Source organism: Vibrio sp. 397 (assembly GCF_033339395.1).
GTDB lineage: Bacteria > Pseudomonadota > Gammaproteobacteria > Enterobacterales > Vibrionaceae > Vibrio > Vibrio alginolyticus.
Genome location: NZ_JAWOUN010000001.1, coordinates 85,684 through 110,814 on the forward strand (window position 1 = coordinate 85,684; position 25,131 = coordinate 110,814).

At 43.1% G+C, this 25,131-nt stretch carries 24 protein-coding genes; 12 read left to right on the top strand and 12 right to left on the bottom strand.

The features are described 5' to 3' along the window. Nucleotides 1-24 precede the first annotated feature (24 nt). From R7P36_RS00435 to rmf, 8 genes are all read left to right on the top strand, one after another. Nucleotides 25-4,866 carry an NAD-glutamate dehydrogenase gene (locus R7P36_RS00435; protein WP_086046766.1) on the top strand — a complete coding sequence of 1,614 codons (4,842 nt, stop codon included), beginning with the start codon at nucleotides 25-27 and terminating at the stop codon, nucleotides 4,864-4,866. A gap of 311 nt (nucleotides 4,867-5,177) precedes the next feature. Continuing rightward, a complete protein-coding gene (gene pyrD / locus R7P36_RS00440; RefSeq protein ID WP_005377443.1) occupies nucleotides 5,178-6,188 on the top strand; it encodes a quinone-dependent dihydroorotate dehydrogenase in 1,011 nt (336 codons plus the stop codon). 168 nt (nucleotides 6,189-6,356) lie between these two features. Beyond that, on the top strand, nucleotides 6,357-6,899 hold the full coding sequence (locus tag R7P36_RS00445) for a cell division protein ZapC (protein ID WP_005377444.1): 543 nt from the start codon (nucleotides 6,357-6,359) through the stop codon (nucleotides 6,897-6,899). A gap of 486 nt (nucleotides 6,900-7,385) precedes the next feature. Then, the gene (gene rlmKL, locus R7P36_RS00450; protein WP_318121983.1) at nucleotides 7,386-9,506 is read left to right on the top strand and encodes a bifunctional 23S rRNA (guanine(2069)-N(7))-methyltransferase RlmK/23S rRNA (guanine(2445)-N(2))-methyltransferase RlmL; all 2,121 of its coding nucleotides are present in this window, start codon (nucleotides 7,386-7,388) and stop codon (nucleotides 9,504-9,506) included. A 21-nt stretch (nucleotides 9,507-9,527) separates the two neighbouring features. Further along, nucleotides 9,528-9,770 (top strand): glutaredoxin family protein, encoded by a 243-nt coding sequence (locus R7P36_RS00455; RefSeq protein WP_017821808.1) that lies wholly within the window; start codon nucleotides 9,528-9,530, stop codon nucleotides 9,768-9,770. After that, nucleotides 9,748-11,667 (top strand): ABC transporter ATP-binding protein, encoded by a 1,920-nt coding sequence (locus R7P36_RS00460; protein ID WP_005377449.1) that lies wholly within the window; start codon nucleotides 9,748-9,750, stop codon nucleotides 11,665-11,667. Before R7P36_RS00455 ends, R7P36_RS00460 begins: the two co-directional genes overlap by 23 nt. A 7-nt stretch (nucleotides 11,668-11,674) precedes the next feature. Next, nucleotides 11,675-13,408, top strand: coding sequence for a DUF3466 family protein (locus R7P36_RS00465; protein WP_025766617.1), 1,734 nt, complete (start codon nucleotides 11,675-11,677; stop codon nucleotides 13,406-13,408). 181 nt (nucleotides 13,409-13,589) lie between these two features. Next, nucleotides 13,590-13,763 carry a ribosome modulation factor gene (rmf, locus tag R7P36_RS00470; RefSeq protein WP_005377453.1) on the top strand — a complete coding sequence of 58 codons (174 nt, stop codon included), beginning with the start codon at nucleotides 13,590-13,592 and terminating at the stop codon, nucleotides 13,761-13,763. 140 nt (nucleotides 13,764-13,903) lie between these two features. Here rmf and fabA read toward each other — a convergent pair whose 3' ends face one another. Both fabA and R7P36_RS00480 read right to left on the bottom strand, forming a co-directional pair. After that, on the bottom strand, nucleotides 13,904-14,422 hold the full coding sequence (gene fabA / locus R7P36_RS00475; RefSeq protein WP_005390081.1) for a bifunctional 3-hydroxydecanoyl-ACP dehydratase/trans-2-decenoyl-ACP isomerase: 519 nt from the start codon (nucleotides 14,420-14,422) through the stop codon (nucleotides 13,904-13,906). A 70-nt stretch (nucleotides 14,423-14,492) separates the two neighbouring features. After that, the gene (locus R7P36_RS00480) at nucleotides 14,493-16,133 is read right to left on the bottom strand and encodes an AAA family ATPase (protein WP_005377458.1); all 1,641 of its coding nucleotides are present in this window, start codon (nucleotides 16,131-16,133) and stop codon (nucleotides 14,493-14,495) included. Nucleotides 16,134-16,343: 210 nt separating this feature from the next. On the opposite strand from R7P36_RS00480, the gene matP reads away from it, so the two are divergent. The 4 genes from matP (at nucleotide 16,344) to R7P36_RS00500 (ending at nucleotide 18,421) form a co-directional block, all read left to right on the top strand. Further along, nucleotides 16,344-16,793 carry a macrodomain Ter protein MatP gene (gene matP / locus R7P36_RS00485; protein ID WP_005396497.1) on the top strand — a complete coding sequence of 150 codons (450 nt, stop codon included), beginning with the start codon at nucleotides 16,344-16,346 and terminating at the stop codon, nucleotides 16,791-16,793. A 15-nt stretch (nucleotides 16,794-16,808) separates the two neighbouring features. Beyond that, nucleotides 16,809-17,120: a DUF3634 family protein gene (locus tag R7P36_RS00490; protein WP_213899368.1), complete on the top strand. Its 312-nt coding sequence runs from the start codon at nucleotides 16,809-16,811 to the stop codon at nucleotides 17,118-17,120. Between the two features lie 114 nt (nucleotides 17,121-17,234). Beyond that, a complete protein-coding gene (locus tag R7P36_RS00495; RefSeq protein ID WP_158173897.1) occupies nucleotides 17,235-17,558 on the top strand; it encodes a hypothetical protein in 324 nt (107 codons plus the stop codon). Between the two features lie 497 nt (nucleotides 17,559-18,055). Beyond that, a complete protein-coding gene (locus tag R7P36_RS00500; protein WP_047101098.1) occupies nucleotides 18,056-18,421 on the top strand; it encodes a phage protein in 366 nt (121 codons plus the stop codon). A 27-nt stretch (nucleotides 18,422-18,448) separates the two neighbouring features. On the opposite strand, the gene R7P36_RS00505 is transcribed toward R7P36_RS00500, so the two are convergent. The 10 genes from R7P36_RS00505 to R7P36_RS00550 all read right to left on the bottom strand — a co-directional run bounded on the left by R7P36_RS00505 (nucleotide 18,449) and on the right by R7P36_RS00550 (nucleotide 25,130). Then, on the bottom strand, nucleotides 18,449-19,003 hold the full coding sequence (locus R7P36_RS00505; protein ID WP_152665653.1) for an excalibur calcium-binding domain-containing protein: 555 nt from the start codon (nucleotides 19,001-19,003) through the stop codon (nucleotides 18,449-18,451). 37 nt (nucleotides 19,004-19,040) lie between these two features. Further along, nucleotides 19,041-19,751, bottom strand: coding sequence for a phospholipase D family protein (locus R7P36_RS00510; RefSeq protein WP_047101101.1), 711 nt, complete (start codon nucleotides 19,749-19,751; stop codon nucleotides 19,041-19,043). 126 nt (nucleotides 19,752-19,877) lie between these two features. After that, a complete protein-coding gene (locus R7P36_RS00515; protein ID WP_042520887.1) occupies nucleotides 19,878-20,156 on the bottom strand; it encodes a hypothetical protein in 279 nt (92 codons plus the stop codon). 566 nt (nucleotides 20,157-20,722) lie between these two features. Beyond that, nucleotides 20,723-20,866 carry a hypothetical protein gene (locus R7P36_RS00520; protein WP_020840617.1) on the bottom strand — a complete coding sequence of 48 codons (144 nt, stop codon included), beginning with the start codon at nucleotides 20,864-20,866 and terminating at the stop codon, nucleotides 20,723-20,725. Then, complete coding sequence (locus R7P36_RS00525) at nucleotides 20,866-22,251, bottom strand: zonular occludens toxin domain-containing protein (RefSeq protein ID WP_318121984.1); 1,386 nt, start codon at nucleotides 22,249-22,251, stop codon at nucleotides 20,866-20,868. The genes R7P36_RS00520 and R7P36_RS00525 overlap by 1 nt, the downstream gene beginning before the upstream one ends. 4 nt (nucleotides 22,252-22,255) lie before the next feature. After that, nucleotides 22,256-22,600: a DUF2523 family protein gene (locus R7P36_RS00530; RefSeq protein ID WP_017636216.1), complete on the bottom strand. Its 345-nt coding sequence runs from the start codon at nucleotides 22,598-22,600 to the stop codon at nucleotides 22,256-22,258. 1 nt (nucleotide 22,601) lies between these two features. Continuing rightward, nucleotides 22,602-24,116: a hypothetical protein gene (locus R7P36_RS00535; protein WP_140204329.1), complete on the bottom strand. Its 1,515-nt coding sequence runs from the start codon at nucleotides 24,114-24,116 to the stop codon at nucleotides 22,602-22,604. A gap of 169 nt (nucleotides 24,117-24,285) precedes the next feature. Further along, nucleotides 24,286-24,531 carry a hypothetical protein gene (locus tag R7P36_RS00540; RefSeq protein ID WP_017636218.1) on the bottom strand — a complete coding sequence of 82 codons (246 nt, stop codon included), beginning with the start codon at nucleotides 24,529-24,531 and terminating at the stop codon, nucleotides 24,286-24,288. 5 nt (nucleotides 24,532-24,536) lie between these two features. Then, on the bottom strand, nucleotides 24,537-24,767 hold the full coding sequence (locus R7P36_RS00545; protein WP_005477619.1) for a hypothetical protein: 231 nt from the start codon (nucleotides 24,765-24,767) through the stop codon (nucleotides 24,537-24,539). A gap of 3 nt (nucleotides 24,768-24,770) precedes the next feature. Continuing rightward, complete coding sequence (locus R7P36_RS00550; protein ID WP_193291559.1) at nucleotides 24,771-25,130, bottom strand: DUF1293 family protein; 360 nt, start codon at nucleotides 25,128-25,130, stop codon at nucleotides 24,771-24,773. Between the last annotated feature and the right edge of the window lies 1 nt (nucleotide 25,131).

Sequence of the window (25,131 nt, forward strand, 5' to 3'; positions counted from 1 at the left end):
ACAATTCTAATGTGGAGTGTGAATATGACCGCGCGTGAAAATGTAGTGCCGGTTCTGCTTGAAAAGGTTTACCAACTGATTCAAGACAAACTCGAGCTTTCTCACCAAACGCTTGTAACTAAACTTGCTCAACACTTATTCAGTAACATTGCTGATGATGATCTAATTCAGCGAAACGAATCCGACCTTTATGGTGCTGTCGTTAGCCTTTGGCACCATATCAATGAAAAAAAACCAGAAGAGATTTCGGTTCGAGTATTTAACCCGACCGTAAGTCGTCAAGGCTGGCAATCCACACACACAATCGTAGAAATTGTTGTTCCAGATAGTCCATTCTTAGTGGACTCAGTCAAAATGGCTTTAGCACGTTTGGATCTTGTTTGTCACCTAATGTTGAATAACCCAACACAGATTCAGCGTGATAAAAAAGGCCAAGTTACAGACGTAAACGGTGAGGGTGGTGTTCTTCAATCACTTTTCCACATAGAGGTAGACCGCCTTACTAGTAAAGACGAGATGCAAGCGCTTAAAGAAGAGCTGTTAAGAATTCTATCTGATACTCGCTTAGTCGTTGATGACTGGAAGCAGATGGTTGATAAGCTTAAGTTTGTTACTGATGAACTTGAGAAAAATAAAGATCGTGTTTCTATCCAAACGGATCGTATGGATGAAACGATCGCATTTCTTCGTTGGCTAGAAGATCATAACTTTACCTTTATGGGTTATAAAGATTATGACTTAAAAGAGGTCAATGGTGATACCGAACTTGTTCCTGCTAAAGAAAAAGGACTAGGTCTGTTTGCTGATGACAAGCGCGTGCGTAGCGTCAAGCTCTCTGAATTATCAGATTCAGCGCGATTAGAAGCGAAAAAACCATACGCTCTGATCATCACCAAAGGTAACAAAGCATCTCGTATCCACCGTCCGGCTTATACTGATTACATCGGTATTAAGAAGTTTGATGAAAACGGTAAAGTAATAGGTGAGCATCGCTTTACTGGTTTATATACCTCCGCCGTTTACAACCAAGCGGTACAAAGTATTCCTTTGATCCGCGAAAAAGTTGACCGTATCCTTGAAGCAAGTGGATACCGTCACGGATCATACTCATACAAAGCATTGCACAATATCTTAGAAAACTACCCACGCGACGAGTTGCTTCAAGCTAATGAAGAAGAGCTGCTTGAGGTAGGAATGGGTGTTGTACAAATGCAAGATCGTGACTTGCTGCGTTTGTTTGTTCGTAAAGACCCATTTGGTCGTTTCTTCAGTTGCATGGTTTATGTCACTAAAGATCGTTACAACACAGAATTGCGTCGTCAAACTCAACGCATTCTTAAGCAGTACTTTGGTTGCGAGCAAGAGGTTGAATTTACAACGTACTTCTCAGAAAGCCCACTAGCGAGAACACATTACATTGTTCGTGTAGACAATAACAACATTGACGTAGACGTGAAAAAGATCGAGCAAAATCTAATGGAAGTTTCTACCTCTTGGGATGACAGACTAAAAGAATCCATCATTGCTAACTTTGGTGAAAGCAAAGGCCTTCCTCTTTCAAAAGAATATATGAGTGCGTTCCCTCGCTCATACAAAGAGGACATGATGCCAGGTTCTGCGGTTGCAGATATCGAGCGCTTAGAAGCGTTAAGTGATGATAATAAACTTGGCATGTTGTTCTACCGACCTCAAGAAGAGGGTGCAGATTCCAAAGCTGTCCGCTTAAAGTTATACCATCGCGATGAACCAATTCACCTTTCTGACGTAATGCCGATGTTGGAAAACCTTGGTTTGCGTGTGATTGGCGAATCGCCATATGAGATCGAGAAAAACAACGGGCAGACTTTCTGGATCCTTGACTTCTCTATGCTGCATAAGAGCGAGAAAACCGTTGACCTTCGTGAAGCTCGTGATCGTTTCCAACAAGCATTTGCTGCCATTTGGGCGGGTAATCTTGAAAGTGATGGTTTCAACCGATTGTTATTAGGTGCGTCTTTATCTGGCCGTGAGATTTCCATTCTTCGCGCTTACGCACGATACATGCGCCAAGTCGGCTTCCCATTCAGTCAGCAGTACATCGAAGACACGCTAAGCCACTACCCAGACTTAGCGACAGGTCTAGTCAAGCTGTTCACCAAGCGATTTGATCCGAAACACAAAGGCAGCGAGAAAGGCCAAAACGATCTAATTAAAAAGCTAACAGAGCAGTTGGATCGTGTAGAGAGCTTGGATGATGATCGTATTATTCGTCGTTATATTGAAATGATCATGGCGACGCTTCGTACCAACTACTACCAAGTAGACGAGAATAAGCAGCCTAAGCCTTGGTTATCTTTGAAAATGAAGCCAAGCGATATTCCTGAGATTCCGCAGCCTGTACCTGCATTCGAGATCTTTGTTTACGCACCAGATATTGAAGGTGTTCACCTTCGTGGTGGAAAAGTGGCTCGTGGTGGTTTGCGTTGGTCAGATCGTCAAGAAGACTTCCGTACGGAGATTCTTGGCTTAGTAAAAGCGCAACAGGTTAAGAACACTGTAATTGTACCAGTTGGTGCAAAAGGCGGCTTCGTTTGTAAACGCCAGCCATCTCTCACCACTCGTGATGAAATTTTTGCGGAAGGTCAGCGTTGTTACAAACGCTTTATCCGTGCACTGCTAGATGTGTCAGATAACATCATTGAAGGAGAGGTGGTACCACCACAAAACGTTGTTCGTCACGATGAAGATGACCCATATCTAGTAGTGGCTGCCGATAAAGGCACAGCAACCTTCTCAGATTTGGCAAACTCTGTTTCTGCAGAATACAACTTCTGGCTAGGTGACGCATTCGCTTCAGGTGGTTCAAACGGTTACGATCACAAAGCAATGGGTATCACCGCAAAAGGTGGTTGGGAATCTGTTAAACGTCACTTCCGTGAAATGGGCATCAACTGTCAGACCACTGATTTTACTGCAATCGGTGTAGGTGATATGGCAGGTGACGTGTTCGGTAACGGTATGCTGTTATCGAAGCATATTCGATTGCAAGCTGCGTTTAACCACATGCATATCTTTATTGATCCAAATCCAGATTCAGCCAGCAGCTGGGAAGAGCGTAACCGCTTGTTTAATCTGCCAAGATCAAGCTGGGAAGATTACAACAAAGACTTGATCTCTCAAGGTGGTGGCATCTTCTCTCGTCGATCAAAATCGATCCAGTTGACGCCAGAAATTCAGAAAATGTTAGGTACGAAGAAAGCATCTTTAGCGCCTAACGATCTGATAAAGATGATCTTGAAAATGAAAGTCGATCTGCTTTGGAATGGTGGTATCGGCACTTACGTTAAATCATCAACAGAAACTCATACAGATGTTGGCGACCGTGCTAACGACATGCTGCGCATTGACGGCCGTGACTTAAGAGCCAAAGTGGTTGGCGAAGGTGGTAACTTGGGTATGACTCAGCTTGGTCGTATCGAATACGCACTAACTGGCGGTCGAGTGAACACGGACTTCGTTGATAACGTAGGTGGCGTTGACTGTTCGGATAATGAAGTCAACATCAAGATCTTCCTCAATGGACTGGTTTCAAATGGCGATCTTACGGTTAAGCAACGTAACCAAATTCTAGAGTCTATGGAAGACGAAGTGGGTGAAATTGTCTTGGATGATGCTTACCGTCAGTCGGAGTCGATCTCTGTTACTGAACAGCAAGGTGTTGGCATTGTTAAGGAGCAAATTCGATTCATCCACACTATGGAGAAAGCAGGGTACTTGGATCGTGCTCTCGAATACATCCCTGATGATGAAACGCTAATCGAGCGTGAAAAACAGGGACTAGGTCTGACTCGCCCTGAGCTATCAGTGTTAGTTGCCTACGGTAAAATGGTACTTAAACAGCAACTTGTTACGGATGAAATCGCAAATGATGAATTCCATGCAAAACAACTTGTTGAATATTTTCCAAGTGCGTTACGACGTAACTATAAAGATCAAATGGTTAATCACCCACTGCGAGCTGAAATTATCGCTACAGCATTGGCTAACCAGATGGTTAATGAAATGGGCTGTAACTTCGTTACTCGTTTGCAAGAAGAAACTGGTGCAAGTGTTGTCGATATTGCCAACGCTTACAGTGCAGCTAGAGAAATCTTTGATTTAGAAGCAATCCTCAAGCAAACTCGCAAACTTGATAACGTTGCGACAGCGCAAGCTCAATACGAAATTATGTTTTACGTGCGCCGAGCACTGCGTCGAATTGCACGCTGGTTGCTTCGTAACCGTAGCGGCAAATGCACGGTCGGTGAGTTGATTGCTATCTACAAGCAAGATGTCAATGTTATCACTGAAACCCTAGACACTATGTTAGTTGAGTCTGAAGTTGAAGAACACAATGAGTTGGCTCAAGGTTGGATAGAGAAAGGGGTTGAAGAGAAACTCGCTCACCAAGTTGCCCGCTTATCAAGCTTACAATCTGCACTGGATATTTCATCAGTAGCAAGTGAAACAGGTAAAACGGTTGAGCAAGCATCGAAACTCTACTTTAACTTGGGTGACCGTTTATCGTTGCATTGGTTCTTGAAGCAAATTAATAGCCAAGCCGTTGATAACAACTGGCAAGCACTTGCTAGAGCGGCATTCCGTGAAGATCTGGACTGGCAACAACGTCAACTTACCGCTCAGGTACTGACTTGTGGCTGCTCAACCGAAGAGCTTGACGTGATGGCTGCGCTAGAAGATTGGATTGAAACTAACGAGCAATCGTTGCACCGCTGGGAGAGTATCTTAAACGAGTTCAAAGTTGGCTCAGTACACGAATTTGCTAAGTTCTCTGTAGCACTTCGAGAGCTAGTACTTTTAAACCTCAACTGCTCATCGAAAGAGTAGTGGAATAATCAAGTCATAAGTAAAAGCCTCGTTATTTAACGGGGCTTTTTATTATCTATTATTCACATTTGGAACGAAAATAGTTACATTGTCACATTGAGTTGAAATTAAAACAGAGTGAAATCGATTGCTTTTAAGCGGTTAGTTACGATTTTTATCGCAGAAACTTGATTGTAATTGTTTGTTTTATATTTGAAAATCTTATAAAGATATAGGTTTTTACTTATTACGTTCATTTTCATTGAAATACGATGAAAAACGGTAAATAATATTGTCCCGTTTATACGGGGCTTTTTTCTTTCGGAGGCACAATGCTTTACCGTCTAGCCAGAACTGGCTTTTTCCAACTCGATGCCGAGAAGGCACATGATCTTGCAATCAAGAACTTCCAACGCTTTAACGGCACACCACTTGATCTCTTTTACCGCCAACAGTTACCAACTCGTCCAGTTGAGTGTATGGGTCTAACATTCCGTAACCCTGTTGGTCTTGCGGCTGGTTTAGATAAAAACGGCGAATGTATTGAAGCATTTGATGCCATGGGCTTTGGCTTTGTCGAAGTCGGCACTGTAACGCCACGACCACAACCAGGTAATGATAAACCACGCCTATTCCGTTTAGTGGAAGCAGAAGGGATCATCAACCGCATGGGCTTTAATAACCTAGGCGTTGATAATTTGATCGAGAATGTTAAACGAGCAAAATTCAATTGTGTTCTCGGAATTAACATCGGTAAAAATAAAGATACGCCAATTGAGAAAGGGGCAGAGGACTACCTGATTTGTATGGAAAAAGTGTATGAGTATGCTGGCTATATTGCAGTAAACATCTCATCGCCAAACACTCCAGGTCTTCGTTCACTTCAATATGGTGAAGCGCTTGATGAACTGCTTTCCGAATTAAAGGCGAAACAAGCGGAGTTATCAGAGAAATACAACAAGTATGTCCCGTTAGCATTAAAGATTGCGCCAGATTTAAGTGACGATGAAATCTGCCAAATCTGCGATTCTTTATTGAAAAACAATATAGATGGTGTGATCGCGACTAACACAACTTTGGATCGCACGATCGTAGAAGGGATGAGACACGCCAATGAGGCAGGTGGCTTGAGTGGTCGCCCTGTGCAATCACGCTCTACGGAGGTCGTACGTAAGCTTCATGAAGAGCTTGGAGACAAACTTCCAATTATCGGTGTTGGTGGTGTAGATTCCTATGTTGCAGCCAAAGAAAAGATCATGGCAGGCGCTAAACTTGTTCAAGTCTACACTGGCTTTATTTACCACGGCCCTGGTCTCGTACGTGATATTGTTAAGAATCTTTAACATATACATCAAAAACTACTGAAAAATCAGTACCTGTTACATAAAAAAGAGGACTTTGTTTCCTCTTTTTTTTTATCCGTTCGTTTGTAGAATTTAAAAATCACGAGTAGGTAATTAAGCGTCTTACCTCTTTACCACTGATTTAACTAGTCAAGAGAGAACGGAATAATGCTTAAACCCAGCGACAAATGGAATTGGTATTTTGACGAGCAAAAAGCTTGCTTAATGCTGGATCTGGGGGAGGAAATGATTTTCCAAACCAATCTATCCCGAAAATTGTTGGTTAACTGTGCCTTCTCAAACAGTGAATTTACCGTTGATGACGCCAGCGCATTTCAAACGTTTAATGAGCGCATTCGCTGTCTCGATATCAGTGAATATCGCCAAGCTGAATTAACACTGTATTGTGTTGCTGCAAAGCGTTTTCATAAACCTGTACAGCCTAAGAGCTGGTTCTTCGATGCACAGTCCTCTGATTATGAACCTCAAGAAGGGGACATGGTCTTTCTCACAAATCAATATTCTGATGGTATGTTCATCGTTCTAGAACCAGGCGAAACATCGAGCTTATGTGCTTATGTTAACCAAGAAGCCTTTGTTCTTGATGGCAATAAGGCGCTTCAATTTGGGCAGCCGATTAAAGTAATGCATGATCGCATGGCTTGTGCAAACCACCTCTTTGCAATGACCCCTATGGCAATGGTGGGTTAAAGCTGTTTAATTTTTCTTTATTTCGTTCCTTTGTTTGCCTTAATCGACCTTATTGGGTCGATTTTTTTTGTCCTTTCCTCTGACACTCCAATCCGAAAGACCATGAAACTGTTTGTTTTCTATGCATGCAAACATGAAGCTGGTCACTTTTATTTTACTTATTTCAATTTGATTACTCCTTTAATTAGGCAACCTATCGCCTAAAACAACCCTATTTATTCCCCTATAAAGGGTATTTGTAAGTAATTTACACCAACCAACCCCGACTGGTATATACCAAAATGCATGTAAATAAGTATTCACTTCTTCTAAAGGAAACAAAATATGTTCATGAATGAAAAACATTCAAACTAAAGATGTTGAAAGTTTTAGATCATTTGAGTGGTGATGATTTGAACTAACGGGTGGGAAAATACCTTTAAAAACGAGGCATTGATCGTAAAGTCAGGTATAATTGAAGCCATTTTTTATCAGCGAAAGAACACTATGAATCAATATCTCGCGGTAACTTCAAATGGCATGGAAAATTTGCTTGTTGAAGAACTGACTAAACTAGGCATTGAAAATGCGAAACCAGTACAGGCAGGCGTAAAATTTAAAGCGACAAACGAACAGGTTTATCGCTGTTGTTTGTGGAGCCGTTTAGCGTCTCGATTTGTACGTGTTTTATCTGAGTTCACGTGTAACAACGACATGGACTTGTATCTATCCACTTCCACTATTAACTGGGTTAACCCATTTCATAGCTCTAAACGCTTTGTTGTGGACTTTAACGGCACAAACCGTGAGATTAGAAATAGCCAATACGGGGCTATGAAGGTCAAAGATGGCATCGTAGATTGCTTTGAGAATAAAGGCTTGCCACGTCCTAATATCAGCAAAGAACGCCCAGATATTCGTATTCACGTTCGTTTGCACAAAGATAAAGCGTTGCTTGGGATAGACATGGTAGGTAGTGGTCTTCATCAGCGTGGTTATCGACCAGAATCGGGTCGTGCGCCATTACGTGAAACGCTTGCTTCTGCGATTATCATGCGTTGTGGCTGGGATGGGCATCAACCACTACTCGATCCAATGTGTGGTTCTGGTACTTTGCTTATTGAAGCGGCAATGATGGCAGCCAACATGGCACCTGGCGTTAAGCGCAAACAATGGGGCTTCGAAGTTTTGGAAGACTTTGAACCGGAGACCTGGGCTGAGATTAAATCAGAGGCTAATGTTCAAGCTAGACGAGGTGTCAGGAAAGTTGACGCTAAGTTTTTTGGATTCGATAACGACCCCAAAGTATTAAAAGTCGCTCAAGAAAACGCCCGCAGAGCAGGTGTTGAAGAGTTGATTGAGTTTGCGCAAGGTGATGCTGCAACTATTACTCGTCCCGCAGGATTTGAACACGGTGTTATCGTTTCAAACCCACCTTACGGTGAGCGTCTAGGAACTGAGCCGGGGCTGATTGCGCTCTATACCGCATTCGGTGGACAGCTAAAATCTGAGTTTGGCGGATGTAAAGCATCTATCTTCTCTAGCTCAGACGAGCTCTTGAGTTGCCTTCGTATGCGCGCTGATAAACAGTTTAAATTGAACAATGGTGCGTTACCGTGTCACCAAAAGAACTACAGCATTGCCGAGCGCAACGCTGATGAAGTGAAAGGTGCAGATACTAACATTCAAATCGCACCAGACTTCTCAAACCGTTTGAAGAAAAACATTGGCAAGATTGGCAAGTGGGCGCGTAAAGAGAAACTAGACTGCTATCGTATCTACGATGCAGACCTTCCAGAATACAACGTAGCGATCGACGTGTACGGCGATCAAATTGTGATTCAAGAGTACGCAGCACCTAAGAACATCCCTGAAGAAAAAGCCAAGCGTCGTCTAACGGACATTATCCGTGCGACGATTCAGGTGACCGGTGTCGAAGCGAACAAAGTTGTACTGAAAGTTCGTGAGAAGCAGAAAGGTCGAAGCCAGTACCAAAAATTAGGTCAGGTATCAGAGACGCTCGAAGTAAACGAGTACGGTGTGAAGCTGATCGTGAACCTTCATGACTACCTAGACACAGGCCTGTTCTTGGATCATAAGATCACTCGTCGTCGTCTTGGCGAAATGGCACAGGGTAAAGATTTCCTTAACTTGTTTGCTTACACTGGTAGTGCAACAGTGCACGCTGCAGTTGGTGGTGCGCGTTCCACTACAACTGTCGATATGTCAAACACCTACTTGAACTGGGCGAAAGACAATATGCAGCTTAATGGCTGTGTAGGGCGCCAACATAAATATGAACAAGCGGACTGTTTGCAATGGCTAGAAAACGCAAAAAGTGAGTACGACTTGATCTTTATTGACCCACCTACGTTCTCTAACTCTAAGCGTATGGAAACATCATTCGATGTACAACGTGACCACATTAAGCTAATGAAGAACCTCAAACGTTTACTGAGAAGTGAAGGCACAATCGTATTTTCAAATAACAAACGTCACTTCAAGATGGATGAAGAATCACTCGCTGAATTGGGTTTGAAGGCTCAGAATATTTCTTCTCAAACGTTACCATTAGATTTTGCGCGTAATAAACAGATTCATAACTGTTGGCTAGTAACGCACGCGTAGTATAAACAAAAGGATTAATACGTGCTGATATTGTATAGCACGGAGGGATGCCATCTTTGTGAGATGGCATTTGCTCTAGTAGACCAAGTCGGTTTGGCCGAGCAAACAGATATCATCGATATTGCGTTCGATGATGTACTATTTTCTCGTTACGGCGTCACAATACCCGTATTAAAATATCAAGATTCTGAGTTGAACTGGCCGTTTGACTTAGAACAACTCACACATTGGTTGGATAATAATGGCATTACTTACCATTCATAACGCACAACTTGCATTTGGTGACCACCCATTGCTAGACAAAGCGGAGTTCGCTCTTCAAGAAAACGAACGCGTTTGTTTAGTTGGTCGTAACGGAGCAGGTAAGTCCACGTTAATGAAAGTGCTTGCCGGCGACATTTTGTTGGATGATGGCAAGATTCAAATAACTCAAGACGTAGTAGTTTCTCGGCTTGAACAAGATCCACCGCGCAATCAAGAGGGTACGGTTTACGAATACGTATCTGGCGGTTTGGCTGAAATCGGCGAACAATTGAAGATCTATCACGATCTTCTCGATCTTGTTGCTCAAGACCCAAGTGAGAAGAACATTAACCGTTTGGCGAAAGTTCAAGAGCAACTTGATCATTCTAACGCTTGGCGCTTTGATGACCGTGTTAAGAACGTACTTGGCGCTTTAAAACTAAGCCCAGAAACCAAACTGACCGATCTATCCGGTGGCTGGCAACGTAAAGCTGCTTTAGCTCGTGCGCTGGTTTGTGATCCTGATGTATTGCTTCTTGATGAACCAACAAACCATCTCGATGTGACAACGATCGAATGGTTAGAGAACTTCTTAAAAGACTTCAAAGGCTCGATCATCTTTATTTCTCACGACCGTGCATTCATCAAGTCGATGGCGACACGCATCGTTGACTTAGATCGCGGTCAATTAGCTTCTTTCCCTGGTAATTACGAACAGTATTTGAATGACAAAGAAGAAATGCTTCGCGTCGAAGAAATGCAAAATGCTGAGTTCGATAAGAAACTAGCGCAGGAAGAAGTGTGGATTCGTCAAGGCATTAAAGCACGTCGTACTCGTAATGAAGGCCGTGTTCGAGCCCTTAAAAAACTTCGTGAAGAGCGTCGTGACCGTCGTGAAGTTCAAGGGAAAGTTAACCTAAACATCGATGATGCTTCTCGTTCAGGTAAGATTGTATTTGAAGCAGAAAATGTATCTTTTGCTTACGAAGGCAAGACAATTGTCGACGACTTTAGCTTTAACATCATGCGTGGTGACCGTATTGCACTTATCGGACCAAATGGCTGCGGTAAGAGTACGGTACTTAAATTGCTACTAGGGCAATTGGAAGCGCAGTCTGGTCGTTTACACTGCGGAACAAAATTAGAAGTCGCGTACTTTGATCAGTACCGAGAGATTTTGGATCCAGAAAAGACAGTGATCGATAACTTAGCGGATGGGAAACAAGAAGTAATGGTTGGGGGACGTCAGCGTCATGCGCTGAGTTATCTTCAAGACTTCTTATTTGCACCTAAGCGCGCCAGAACCCCGGTTAAGGCACTTTCTGGTGGTGAGAAAAACCGATTATTGCTAGCCCGTATCTTGTTGAAACCAAACAACTTACTTATTCTTGATGAACCAACTAACGATTTGGATATCGAAACGTTGGAACTTTTAGAAGAAATGCTTGCCAATTATCAGGGTACATTATTGTTAGTGAGTCACGACCGTGAGTTCGTAGACAACACAGTAACAACCAGCTGGATTTTTGAGGGTAACGGTATAATCGAAGAGTTCGTTGGTGGTTATCATGATGCTAAACAGCAGCGTGACCAAGTTCTTGCTTCGCGCAGTCAGGTTGAAAAACCAACAAAGAAAGAGAAAGTGGTTGAGGAAACTCCCAAAACTACGCAACCTAAGAACAATTCGAAGAAGTTATCGTATAAGCTGCAAAGAGAATTAGAGGCTCTACCAGCTAAACTTGAACAATTAGAGTCGGATATCGAGAGCCTTCAGGAGCAAGTGAACGATCCAGAGTTCTTTGCTAAACCTGTAGAGCAAACTCAGCCGGTATTGGAACAGCTTGCTGCATTAGAGCAGGAGTTGGAAATCGCATTCGAGAGATGGGAAGAACTCGAAGCAATGCAACAGGATAGTTAAGAATTCAATGAATTGTAGTAATAAATTCAAATTGACCGCCATTGCAATGATGGTTGGTACCACAATGAACGCACAGGCGGCATTGTATCAAGTTGTTGAGGTTTCACCTCAGGATCATGGTTCAAACGGTGACTACCAAACGGCTTACGGGGTTGCAATTCAACAGGGCAATGCAGGTACAGATCCTTCAACAGGTTCACCTTTCGCTCTAGGCTGCTTTGATGCAGCAGCAAACTGCACGCCAGAGCAGTTTAAACTTGCAATGGAAACTCGCACTACACCGATTTCAGCGACACAAGCCGTGGATGGGAACAGCTATCGTGAAGAAATCCCATTCGGATTAGACGCTGGCTTTTATTACATCCAAGAACTCAAAGACTTTGAGCGTTACTGTTACAACCAGCTTCGCTATTCCACCTGTGACTCATGGGCTTCAGTAAACTGGACGCCGTGGAATAAAGAACGTAGTAAAGACTTTACTTCTAATGCGTTAGCGTTCATAGAAGAAGATTCTGCTGCTTATAAAAATGAATATAACAATGTTATCAACCAGCTTACCGAGGATGGTGCAGCTGTCGGTAATCAGAGTAAAGTTAGCACAGAAAATACTTCTACATTAGAAACACGAAATACCGTAGTTGCACCAGTAGAGCCAAATATTCTTACTGGCGATGGTGACGCAAGTGTTGTGCAAAGCCATGCTTGGAGCACAGACGGCAATTTTACTGTTGGCAGTGTTTCTCGAACAGCAAGCAATACCAATGGATCTCACCACACATCAAAAGCAGCGATTTGGGATCAAAGCGGAACCGTCAGTGAATTGGCTTGGCCAAGTGGCACATCTAAAGATGGAGAAAGGTTAGCTCAAGGGAGCATGCGTGACCTTGTCACTGATGGAACTACGGTCTATGGCGTAGGTTACAACACTTACAGTGATGATAACTACCTGAATGCGACTGTTTTTGTCGGAACTCTAGAAGCCGAAGGTAGCGTTGAAAACGCAACTTGGAAAAACAAAGTTGTTGTAGGAGCTAGACAGCGCGAGGGTGATGATACGGTTCATACAAACTCACGATTAACCGACGTTAACTCTAATTTTGTTGCTATTGGTGAAGCAAAACGTTCGGGCGGATACTTAATGCCAACGGGCTCTGCTCCGAATCGTCTCTTTATCGTAGATGATGTTCGTAAGGATTCTATTAGCGCTTTTTACCCAACTACTGGCATTTTCTTTAGCGGTGCGGGCGGTAAGATGGGCGGTATCAACTCTTACAATGAAATCGTCGGGCAACTTGATGCAGAAACGACTCGTGAAGACGATGGCAAGCCACGTCGTAAGCGCGGTTTTATCTATCCATATAGCCTAGGTGGCGAGACTAGTGAACGTGCTGCAACATTGTTTAATGGAAAAGCTTGGTTCCTAGACAGTTTGACTAATGGCGGTGATTACTCTGAACAAAACAATCAGTTCCGTATTATCGACGCAACTGATATCAATGATGCAGGTGTGATCTCTGGTACAGCTATGAAATGTGCAGGTGGTTATAGCACAACAGCAAACAATGCGACATGTAGCTCTGAAGAGCAAATTGTAGCAGTCAAACTAGTACCTATTGCTGACGCAACTAAGGACGACATCGTATCTCGAAGCATTGACTCAACGACGACAGAGCGTCAAGGTGCAGGCCTTGGTTGGTTAGCTTTGACCATGCTTGGATTGTTTGGGTTCCGTAGAAAATAGTTAAAAATCGTCAGTAATTTTTAAATCAAGCAGATGCTCACACATTTGAGTCTCTGCTTTTTTTATGCCTTGAGAAATTGCCTACTTTGATCGATTCTTATAAGTGGAGTCATAAAAACTCCATCAAAGTTTCACAATAACAGCTGTACGTTAGTAAATGGACCTGTATGAGGAATTAACTATGAAGAGACAAAAGCGTGATCGCCTAGAACGAGCTCAATCTCAAGGCTACAAAGCTGGGTTGAATGGAAGGTCTCAAGAGGCTTGCCCATATCAACAAGTTGATGCTCGGTCGTATTGGTTAGGTGGTTGGCGTGATGCCAGAGATGAAAGACAATCTGGTCTCTACAAATAAACTCTCCACATACAAAAAGAAGGATTCGAAAGGGCTCTACGGAGCCTTTTCTACATTATAGGGACATAGGGAAGTAGGTTAACACTCAACAACAAAAAGGCTCCTAAATAGGAGCCTTAATAAATCGATTAAAATCGTGATTAGAAGCTTGAAGTGTCTTGGAACAAGCCAACTTTCAAATCTTTTGCTACGTAGATTTCTTTGCCGTCCACACATACACGACCGTCGGCCAAACCCATCACAAGTTTACGGTTTACAACGCGTTTCATGTGGATTTCGTACGTCACTTTTTTCGCTGTTGGCAGGATCTGACCTGTAAACTTCACTTCGCCAACACCCAGAGCACGACCTTTTCCTTTGCCACCAACCCAGCCAAGGAAGAAACCAACAAGTTGCCACATCGCATCAAGGCCAAGACAACCCGGCATTACTGGGTCGCCAGGGAAGTGGCAGTCAAAGAACCACAAATCTGGAGTAATATCCAATTCCGCCAAGATCAAACCTTTACCAAAATCGCCTTCAGTCTCAGACATTTTAGTAACACGATCCATCATTAGCATGTTTGGCGCAGGAAGCTGAGGGTAACCAGGCCCAAACAGTTCGCCTTGGCTAGAAGCAAGTAGATCGTCACGGTTATAAGAATCACGTTTGTTTTGCATTATCAATTACTCCAATTTTTGATAGCTGCATCTTAGTGAACACGTGTACGCTAAACAACTCCGATCAGTACTAGACAAACCAGTTTTTGATGCGCTGCACAATTCCTTCTGGATGCTCATGTCTTTCAAAGTTTTCAATACGTTCCGCTATTTTGCCAATAATGCTATCGTCTTCACCTCTAAAAGGTTTATTCATTACAATCGGAATAGCTTCATCTACGGTAGAAACGGACCAAATATGGAACTCACCATTTTTAATGCTTTCTATTACATCTTTATGTAATGCAAGGTGTTTAAGGTTTGATTTTGGCATCACAACACCTTGATTTCCTGTAAAACCTTGATGTTTACAAACCTGATAAAAGCCTTCAATTTTTTCGTTCAAGCCACCGACGGCTTGCACTCGACCAAACTGATCAACAGCTCCTGTAACCGCAACTTGTTGATTAATTGGAGATTCAGATAAAGCACTCACCAAGCAACAAAGTTCTGCAAGAGATGCGCTGTCACCATCAACTTCACTATAAGACTGTTCAAATACGATGGAGGCAGAGTAAGGCAGTGGTTCATCCAGTTTCAGAGCAGAGCTCAAGAAAGCTTGCATAATCATCATGCCTTTTGCATGTAGATTGCCTCCAAGCTCAGCTTTGCGCTCAACATCGGAAACATCGCCATCACCAAAATGAATTACACAAGATATTCGTGCAGGCTCACCATAGCTGACAGGGTGCCCAGCCATATCAATAACGGTTAGGCCATTGATTTGACCAACTTGTTCCCCAGTTGTCTCAATGATGACTTGTCCATCTAAAATATCGTACACGGCACGCTGAGGAAGGTAAGATTCTCGGTAATACTTGTCGTCAATCGCTTTATCTAACGACTTGTAATCTAATGCGTGACCATCACTGAACTGGCTGGCAAGCGTTAGAAGTTGAGAGTGCCACATTACTCCTAAAGGCAGATAATGTTGATCTTCAGTAAATCTCATACCGGCTAGCAACAATCTTCTAAAACCACATTCAGTTAAGTGAGGCAGCTGATATTGAGAACATATCCAGTTCACCAAACCAAAGTAATCTGTCAAATTCTGCTCTGACAGATGAATATCTTCTTCAACTTCCGTATACATGGCAAAGCCAGAACAGAAGTCTTCATCGATGTATTCTAGCTCTGCTAACTGACTTCTTTCTCCTGTTACAATCAGTTTTACATCATAAGCTTTAGCTTGCGGTACTGAAGTAGGTAAACGAGTAGGGCTTAGGTTCAGTGGCTCGATAAGGTTTTGTTGAATTGCAGACTTTATATTTGGCCAAAGCCCTGGGTTAGCCAAAATTAGATTAGCCGGTACTATTAAGTAACCGTTATCTGCCTGTGAAATTAAACCAGGTTGGAAGGCAATATCACCACTTACATCAACACTGTAACGGTCAAATAAACGTTTGGCATCAAGTGATTCCGAAAAAACTATCGCAGCGTTAGACTGGCTCTGAAGAGCTTTACTGATGAACTCTCTATATACAGAATTATCTACGCAGTTAATGAGTAGTACTCGCGTCAATCCGGAAATTTTTGAAAAACGAGATATCGTTGCCGACATTCTCGGTTGGAGATCAGTAAAAGACTTCTTTGGTAACGAAGGTGCAGACTTTAAAAGTGCTTCGTACTGCTCAAGTGAAGGTGTTACGTCTTGCCAATTAAGTTGGTTCATTAAAATTCATCGTGATTCAATCTTGCCGACATTATAACGAAACGGACTATAACACCCTAGCACCAATTTGGTTTGCTCTCGGCATTCAACTCTCAATGAACAATACTTAGACAAATGAGTGATCAACATCGATACTTCTAAGAGTTTTATTTGCCCAAGTAAACCATCTGGGTTACGCTGTCACTAGGTTATGTCTATGGGTCGGAACAAATGAAATATCAACAGCTTGAGAATCTAGAATGTGGGTGGAAATGGAAGTATCTCATCAAAAAATGGAAAGATGGTGAAGCGATTACCCGACATATTGATACAAGCGAAGCAGATGCAGCGGTCGCAGAACTAAAACGCCTTGAACACGAGCCTACACTTGTCTTGGCTTGGATAGAAAACCACATGTCAGAAGAGTTAGATAATAAACTCAAGCAGGCTATCCGAGCAAAACGGAAACGTCACTTCAATGCAGAGCAAGTCCATACAAAGAAGAAATCCATTGATTTAGATTACCGAGTTTGGGAAAAGCTTTCTAGTAGAGCGAATGAACTTGGTTGTACGTTATCTGACGCAATTGAATATTTGCTTTCCGAAGCGTCGAGAAGTGAAAAAGCGAGTCAAAAAGTTACCTCAATTAAAGAGGATTTGAGTAAATTGCTATCTAGCTAGGATAGGGAGTGCCAAATGTTATATGTAATCTTAATTGCAGCCATCGTGATCTTTTGGTTGATCGCAGTCGATAGGCCGGTGTTAAAAGTAAAGTTCGATAATGGCCATATTAGTAACGTAAAAGGGCATCTACCTCCTTCTTTCAAACACAACTTACAGGATATTAGTGAGCATAACCCGTTTACTGGTGAAATGAAGGTGTATAGCCAACGAACAGGAATGCGCTTAAGCTTTTCCAAAGGCATTCCCAAAAAAGTTCAACAGAGGATTCGTAACGTTTTTCCGCACCAGGGCTTCAAAGTAAACAAAGGCAAGAAGCGCGCTTAATTACATATCAGTTACTTCATCATGTTAAATGGGACGCAATGTGGCGTCCCATTTTCGTATCTACAGAAAAATTACTTATCATTGAACAATCAACAACATAAACGGACCAAAACGATGAGATACGTTGTAACTTTAATGATATTGATCTTTGCAAGTAATTCAGTTTTTGCTGACGATTCAGAAACGAACCTGTTGGCTAAAAAGATTAAGACTAAGCTTCAAAAGAAAGTAGACAATAAGTTTGATGGCTATCAAGGTTATTGTGACGTCATGATAGAAATGGAGCACAAAAGTAAAAACGCAGTAATAAAAAGAGTAACCAGTAGTGGTGACCAAAAAGTGTGTAGGTACGTTAAGTCCAACTTGAAGAAAGGAAAACGCTATCGTTACAAATTCCCCGAAAAGTACATTCGCCTCCATATAACCACAGGCTTATAAATGTTTCAGAACGCCTTGATTAAGAGCGAGTGAACTGAGCTCGTGATTTTTGGCAGATTTCGTTGCGGAGCGATTAGAACGAGGCGAGTATGAAAGGCTTTTTTGTTTGGTAGCGCTTAAGTTAGTAATCGTGATGCCATTGAATGGCAAATTCAGTGAGTTGGCCATCATCACCATACATAGATTGATTCAGGTACTTACGGAAGAACACGCCAGTAAGTCGAGGACTACGCGCGCATCAATTTTCAATAAGAGATTTGATTTGCTTCGTAAGCATAACCACAAACAAAACTAGCGATTGCAAGTCCACAGGAACCTCGGTTAAAGCCTCAAAAGCCAACAATGTTGTTAATCTTAGGATGACATTTTAAAGTGTCTAAAACCGGACATTATTGCTTTGAGTTTACACTCTCCTCAGTGCGCATTATGGGCGCTTATGTTGAATACGATTGCATATGCGTATCCTATAAAATGTCTCTCTTTTGAGGGGCAATTCAATGAAGTATCACGAAATGACTAAAAACTATATTTTTCGTGAATTTGAATGTGGTTTAACCGTCGAAGAAGCTGCCAAACTTTGTTTGAAAACTGTGAGGACGGTCAAGGAATGGGACAAGGGGAAATCCATTCCTCCAGAGTGTAAGCGCTTGATGAGGATGAATAAGGGTAGGGAATTGAGCTCTTGTGAAGATTGGGAAAACTTCGTAATGAGGCATGATCGATTAGAGCTTCCAACAGGGCAGCTGGTTACTGCGCAGCAAGTTTTGGTTGGAGTCGCCTTATTAGAGTTAGGTGCATCAAATGATATTGGTATTGCGCATCAGATTCTGAAGTATGCGAGAGTATTAAAGAAAATCATATAAAAAAAGGCTCCAAATGGAGCCTTGTAATCAACGACAACGTGTATAACCACTGACATAAGTACCATTTTTTCTTCGATACCCACGAACATAATGACAGTTAGTACCTTTTACTTTTCTGCTATTGGTATCTGTTGAATAATATGAGCTCCAAAGGTTTGACTCACAAGGCTTCCCATCTGAGTCTCCATCTAGGTAAGTATGGCCTGAATGAAATAATGACTGTGCCATCGCTTTTGTTAATTGCTCACATTTATATCTTACTTTGTATGAAGCTTTGTCTAGGTAATCAACACTGGCTGCACGATCATCATACATATATGTTTTATTACCAATAGGACTATAACCATCAACATCGATAAACTTACAATCTTTGCCACCGATTGAAGAGCATTTATCAATGGCTGTTGTAATGGCTGTTTCGACATTGGGATTCGATGAGGAATATGCGATAACGCCATTAGAGCCAACAGCTATGGACTTATGGCCAGGTAGATCCTTATATTCACTGAAGTTAGTGGAGGTGCAACCTATCAAGCTAAGGGCGGCAGCTAAACTTAACATAGCTCTTATTTTAATCTTCACGTTTGCTGTACTCACTTTAAAATATTGAACCAAATAGTTACGATACTTCCAAGGACTCTGGCCAGACAAAATATGGACCGAAACGTTTACTGTATTTAAACTCACCACCTGAGGATTTACCTTCATCGGTTAATGAGTGCTTTCCGTCATCTAACGTTAAGTATCCTTTATTAACACACAAGCTGAGAAACTCATCTGTTTTAAGTTTGTGCTTTTTAGCTAACTTAGAGGAGCTGAGTTTAATTAGTTCATTATCTGTAACAGGCTTTTCAGTAAGTTCCGTATCTAAATTAGCAGCTTGAACTTTCTCTAACGAGATTCTAACTTCATCACTAATACGAATGATACGTTGAGCTTCCTCGTACGAATCTTTGTAGACATTGGGGTCTTCGTCACGGTCAATGAAGATACCCATTTCATTATTGTTTACTTGGCTAAACTCATAGAGGTTTAAACTTGTAATGATACAAGCACTTTCATTCATGTAGCACTTTGCATGGAGGTTTTTGCAAAAACTGGTACGCACAAAGGAGAGACCTTTTAGCCAGTTAATCTCATCAGGTTGTAGTTCGCTTTTGCCATAAACAATTCGAATGTCTATCTTTAATCGGTCTTTGTCTTCCAAAAGCTCTCGAATACGATCATTAAGCTTAAGAAATGGGCTGATGAGGATTAGCCTTTCAGAAGCGTTCTTTATCAGTTCTTCGAGGTAGTAGTTTGTTGCACTTGTATTTAAAAACTTAGCCATTTCATATCCTTGACATATAAAACCTAGCGCACATAGGCTACGACTAAGAAAATACTGAATCAAGTAGCAAAGATAAAAAACGCGTGGTCAAATGCCGCGCGTTGCGAATCACTCTTGAACAGTTAGTCAAGCGATCTTTTCAAAACCTGTTGTTCGTAAGTAGTCCCAGTAGTTTTGATGTATTGAAATACTTACTTGTCGTAGTTGTTCAATGTCAACTCCCTCAGCTAACTTGATGATCACACTATTATTTTCAACGACAGCACTTTCAACAATATCTAGCTGATTAAAATCATCAGCGAAAGCAGCTACATACATTTGGTAATCTTCTGGTTCCGGCATAAACGGACACTGTGCATTCACATCATCTTCAGTAATTTCTTTCAAACCTAATCTATATTTCATTATTACTCCTTAATTACCTAAAGGTCATCTAACGCTTGTTATACGACTATTAGTTTCCTGTTATGCGCACATTGTGCAGTTTCCTTGCAATATGCTCAACAGATGGCTTCATAGTTTCAATAAGATAAATTAATTGCATAAGTGTTTTGTTATTTATTATAGCCTAATCAAGATTTAATCGAACCGTTGAAGCATGGTGGAATTTACCCCCGTAATACAGATTCGGGGGTTTGACCTCCCGCCGCACGTCGCGCAATCGTCCTAGCCCGTCCTCACTTGCTCCGCGCGTCCGTCGGAGAGAACCCAGAAAAGAAGAGTAAGCATTGCTCGACACTCGCAAAGCTTTGATGTTGTGAGTATGCAGCGTTCCGGTAGGTTAACGCGCCTTTGGTGTGGATAGTCTCTGCGAGGCTGGTCTAGCAGGAAGGAGGGCGGCAGCATCCAAGTAGCTTTGGGCTGCTAACCGCGCCGATTAAGTAATGAGGCTAGGTTTTGCTAAGGTGGGCGGCTTGGTGCCTCGTCGTCGCTCCGCAACTCCTTATCCCTGCGGGGCTGGCACCGTGCCTTTAATTGAAGTAGTCGACCAGTTTCCCTAGGAGGTATCTCGCAAGGTCATACACGAGCACCACTATGACTGCATTCACTATCGAGAGATGATCAAACAACTCGATGATTTCAACGAGCTGTCCATGCGTTACGTATTCATTCATTAGGTTTCGTCTCCACTAAACAAACCGCCAACGGGTTTGAGTTCAATATCTTGCTCTTGCCGTTGTGCATATTGCTCATACGGCGAACACGTGACATAGAAATTGGATGCGCCGCGAGACAGCTGGACGAGGCAATCGTCCAGATATTCCATCTTGACGCCCAACTTATTTAGGAATCCGTCATCGAGGTAAGTCACACCACGCGGTGTGACAACCTCAAAATGCACGTTGACGTGTATCGAGGTGGCTTTATGCCAACGTTCCACGGCAGAAACATAGATACTTTCTGAGTTCGCCAGTGGGAACCAAGCAGGAACGGTGCCTACGTCATGATAAGACTCATTCCCGCAACCAGAACCCGTACAGCCAGAACCACTAGAACCTATGACAGAACCAGGCGAACCACTTTGACCAGGACGTGCTTGACCTTGCGAAGTCGAAACGCCACTTTGCTGCGAAGTTTGATGAAGCTGCGTTCCTTCCGCAGTTGTCGTCTCAGAATCAGAAACCATACCAATAAGCGCATAAACTAAGTACCCAAATGAAAGCACGACCAGTGCCATAGCTGCTAAGAATTTCGGGTTAAGAAAGATGTTCTTTCCAAGCCCCGACTTGGTGATTTGCCCCGTGACGGTCGAGGCGTAGAGTAGGTGGACATCAAGCGGCACCTTGAGGTTATAAACCACATCGTCTTTGCTTGGTTTGGTGACCGTTCGAGTTGGGTCATGCTCCAAAATGCGCGGTTTCCGGTTGGAAAAGAAGATCCCATCTTTACCCTTATGTTGCTTGGCCAACTCCGCAACACCTTTTAACTCTTTCGGGATTTGAGCAAAGTCAGGCGTGAGCAACACAATGTCCCAGTTGTAGTGCCGGTGCTCCATAAAGGCGTTGTTAAAGTTCTCGGGATAGATGATGCGTCCTTGCTCATCAAAACGTGTGCGTTGGCAATCATCTATCTCGCCATTGTCCAAGCTGGATGTATCAATCGTTAGCCAACGAGAGTGAAAAAGCTCGGAGAATCCTTCCGGTAAGTGAGGCTCAAAATCAGTAAAAGGGCGCTTGTGTATGTTCGCCATTTTGAAACCTGCATTGACCGAGAAGATTTGCTGACACTCATCAATGAGGATGAACGCCCCAATGGGCGCCCAACAGAAAAAGTATTTCCAAAGCTCGAAGCCTTCAGGATTGCGAGAGCTAATGCGAATGAGCCGAGCTGTATCAGGAAACTTCTCACCAAGGCGTTGTTCAATCACTTCAAGTGGTTGCATGCCATGAATGTTGGTAATGCAAATTCGACCTTCACGCAGTGCAGGCAATAAGTCAAACCACACGGCGCAAGCCGATTTGTAAGAGCCACCGTGACCGTATCGAAATGAAGTAGCCATTCAATCACCAGTTAAAGAAACGCATAACTAAAGACGTAGCGAACGCATCAAAGATGACACGTAGCCCAGAGGTGACGCCGTATTCGGTCAAGATATAACGGACATCAGAGGGAAGCGCATTAAAGCGGTCTTCGACAAGCGTATAGACGCCATATTCTTCGAGCAGCAGCTGCGCAATCTTGAGTGCGATTTGTATCGAGGCAATCTTGATATCGAACCATACTGAGATAAGCCACATCGCGCCGTATTCAAACACGTTCTTTATCCATTCAATCGCCACATCAAAGAAGTCGAGAAAGGTTTGCCCAATGTTGGCAATAAACTCTAATGCTGAGTAGATGTATTCCATGTTATTTACTCCGATTACCAAACAGAACCCAAAGGGCGATTAAGGCACAAATGAACAGCACGACAGGGCGCACATACCCCGATACCGCATCAAAACGCTGTAGTCCTGATTCAACGGTTGCGCCTTTGATGTTAAAAGACTTGTCGCTTAATGTGCCGTTATTGAAGTTGGTGCCGATAGTGATTAAGCCTTTGATGTCGTCCACATAGCCTTGGATGTATTCGGCTTTTTCATCTATCGTGGTTTGCAGGATGGCAAAGTCTTCTGCCGTGAAGATTTCGCCAGTGATAGCGGTGCCCGTAGGTGTACCAAACTCAGAGCCTGTCAATAGACCCTCAATCGCATTTAAGCTGCTATCGAGTTCGCCCACGGAATCACCAAGCCCTTTTAAATCGTTACGAATACCAATGGTGGCGTTGGTATTGTTGTTCACCGCCGTAGTGATGTCGCCGTTGGCCTGTTGGATGAGTGCCTTGGTGTTTTTATAAATCTTGTTGTCATTGATTTGCTGCTCTTGAATGGCTTGAGTGTTATCAACCAAAGAGCCTTTCACATCAATGACCGCGTTGGTGATGTCCGCGTGTGACTGGTTGATATCGACGTTAAGATCATGAATGCCTTTGTTCACATCCACGTTAAGCCCTTTAATAGCAGAAAGGACTGCCGTGTCTGTCGATTCATCCGTATCAGGGTCTTCTACGTCCGGTTTATCATCAACGACACCGGGATTGACCGTGTTGGTTGAATCATCGGGTAGGACACTTGGGTCTTCAATCTCGCCTGTTGGGTCGTCAGGGTCATGGGTTGGGTCTTCCGGTTCATCGGGTGGAATGATGGGTTCATCCGGTCCCTTATCGCCCCAAAACAAAGTACCACCTTCACACTGACGACCAGTGAACGCGAACTTGAGAGAACATTGAGAGTCGGGCGTGTACTGTCCATCAGGAACGCCAGTACAAATAATGGTAGATTCGTTTTTGGTCATTTCGCATCGAGTGGCACCGTAGTCACCGTAGCAAGCGCCCGTCACCAGTTCGCCGTAAACCGCAGGGTGCCAATGCAATTTCACTGTATCACCAATGGACTGTTTGAACTGGCAAGCATCCATACATGAGCCGTCTGGGTTTTCGCCAAGTTCACATTCAGGAACGATAGGTTCACAGGTGTAACCATCACCATCCTCTACTTTTTCATGGTCTGCTGGACACTTAGCGGTACGATGAAGAAACGTTGCAGCGTGATACCTCGGGTAACTGGGACTGGTTGTGTTACAAATAATCATCAAAGCGAATTTACTACTCTCTATAGAGCATGATGTCGTATAGAAGTCTTTGTAGTTAACAAACTTATTTTCATAACAAGAAACATACGAGTAAGGGTTAACCCTTTTACCCAAGGACAAGTTACAGTTAGGATAAGCGGCAACATCGCTAGCGCTGTAAGTTGGTTGAACTGCGCTTGCATTAAGTGATAAGAACAAGCACGAAAACAAAAGTAAAAAGAGTGACTTATTCACATTTGCACCATTAAAAAAGGGAGCCGAAGCTCCCTTTATCCGTTGATTAGTGAGTATTGATGCCACTCACAAAGCCGTGGAGGAATGCCCCCGCAAAGGCAACACCTAGAACGATAGCGAGAACATCTCCAAGTAAATTACCCGATAAAGGAGGCATAGAGGTGAACCGTTAGCGACGCAAGAAGCCAACAACCATGGTCACACCAAAGCCCAGCGCAGCCATACCAATCAGACCCGCAACAACCAGTGATACGTTAGCTTGACCACCGGATACCGCAGAGTTGATTGCGCCCGTGATATCGACTTCAGCGAACGCCGGAGAGACAGACGCAGCCATCAGTGCAGCGCCAGCTGCGGTCTTTTTGTTTACTACTGCGTGTTTTACGTTATTTACAACAAGTTCTAGTTTTTTCATAAGATTTACCTTTTACTCATAAGGCGAACAACACGACCCACCCAGTGACCAACGACCATGTTGATCAAGAGCACGCCACTGACATACAGGAACAAGTCTCCGTTAAATAGGACTGGCTCCTTATATTCTTGGTAGTCCACCGCCGAAATCAGCACGTATTCTTGGCAATCCGCAACAGGCGTTTTCGTTGCTTTCAAATTGCCATACTGGTTAACGACAGTGACGCATACAGACATTTTTTAGCCTTGAACGGGTTTCATTGAAGCCTCGAAGTGCTTCTTAATTTCTTGGTCGACTGGAATAAGCTCAGTCACGATAGCGCCCGCCAATGGATCGTCTGGATTAATCTCCAAGCGCAATTGGTATTCACGGCGAGGAACGAGAGCACCAGTGCGCTCAAGAAGCAGGGCATATTCATGGTCAATCATCAAAGGTTGATCCCATTGGGGATTCACATCACCGGATTCACCGATAGTGCGGCGTTTGAATTTCTCCGAGTTGATTTCACGTAGAGGTCGTGACACGTTCAGTTGAGCACTGTCACCACGTGCTGAGTTCCAAGTGATATCCATGCCAAGTACAAAAACGGATTTAGCCATT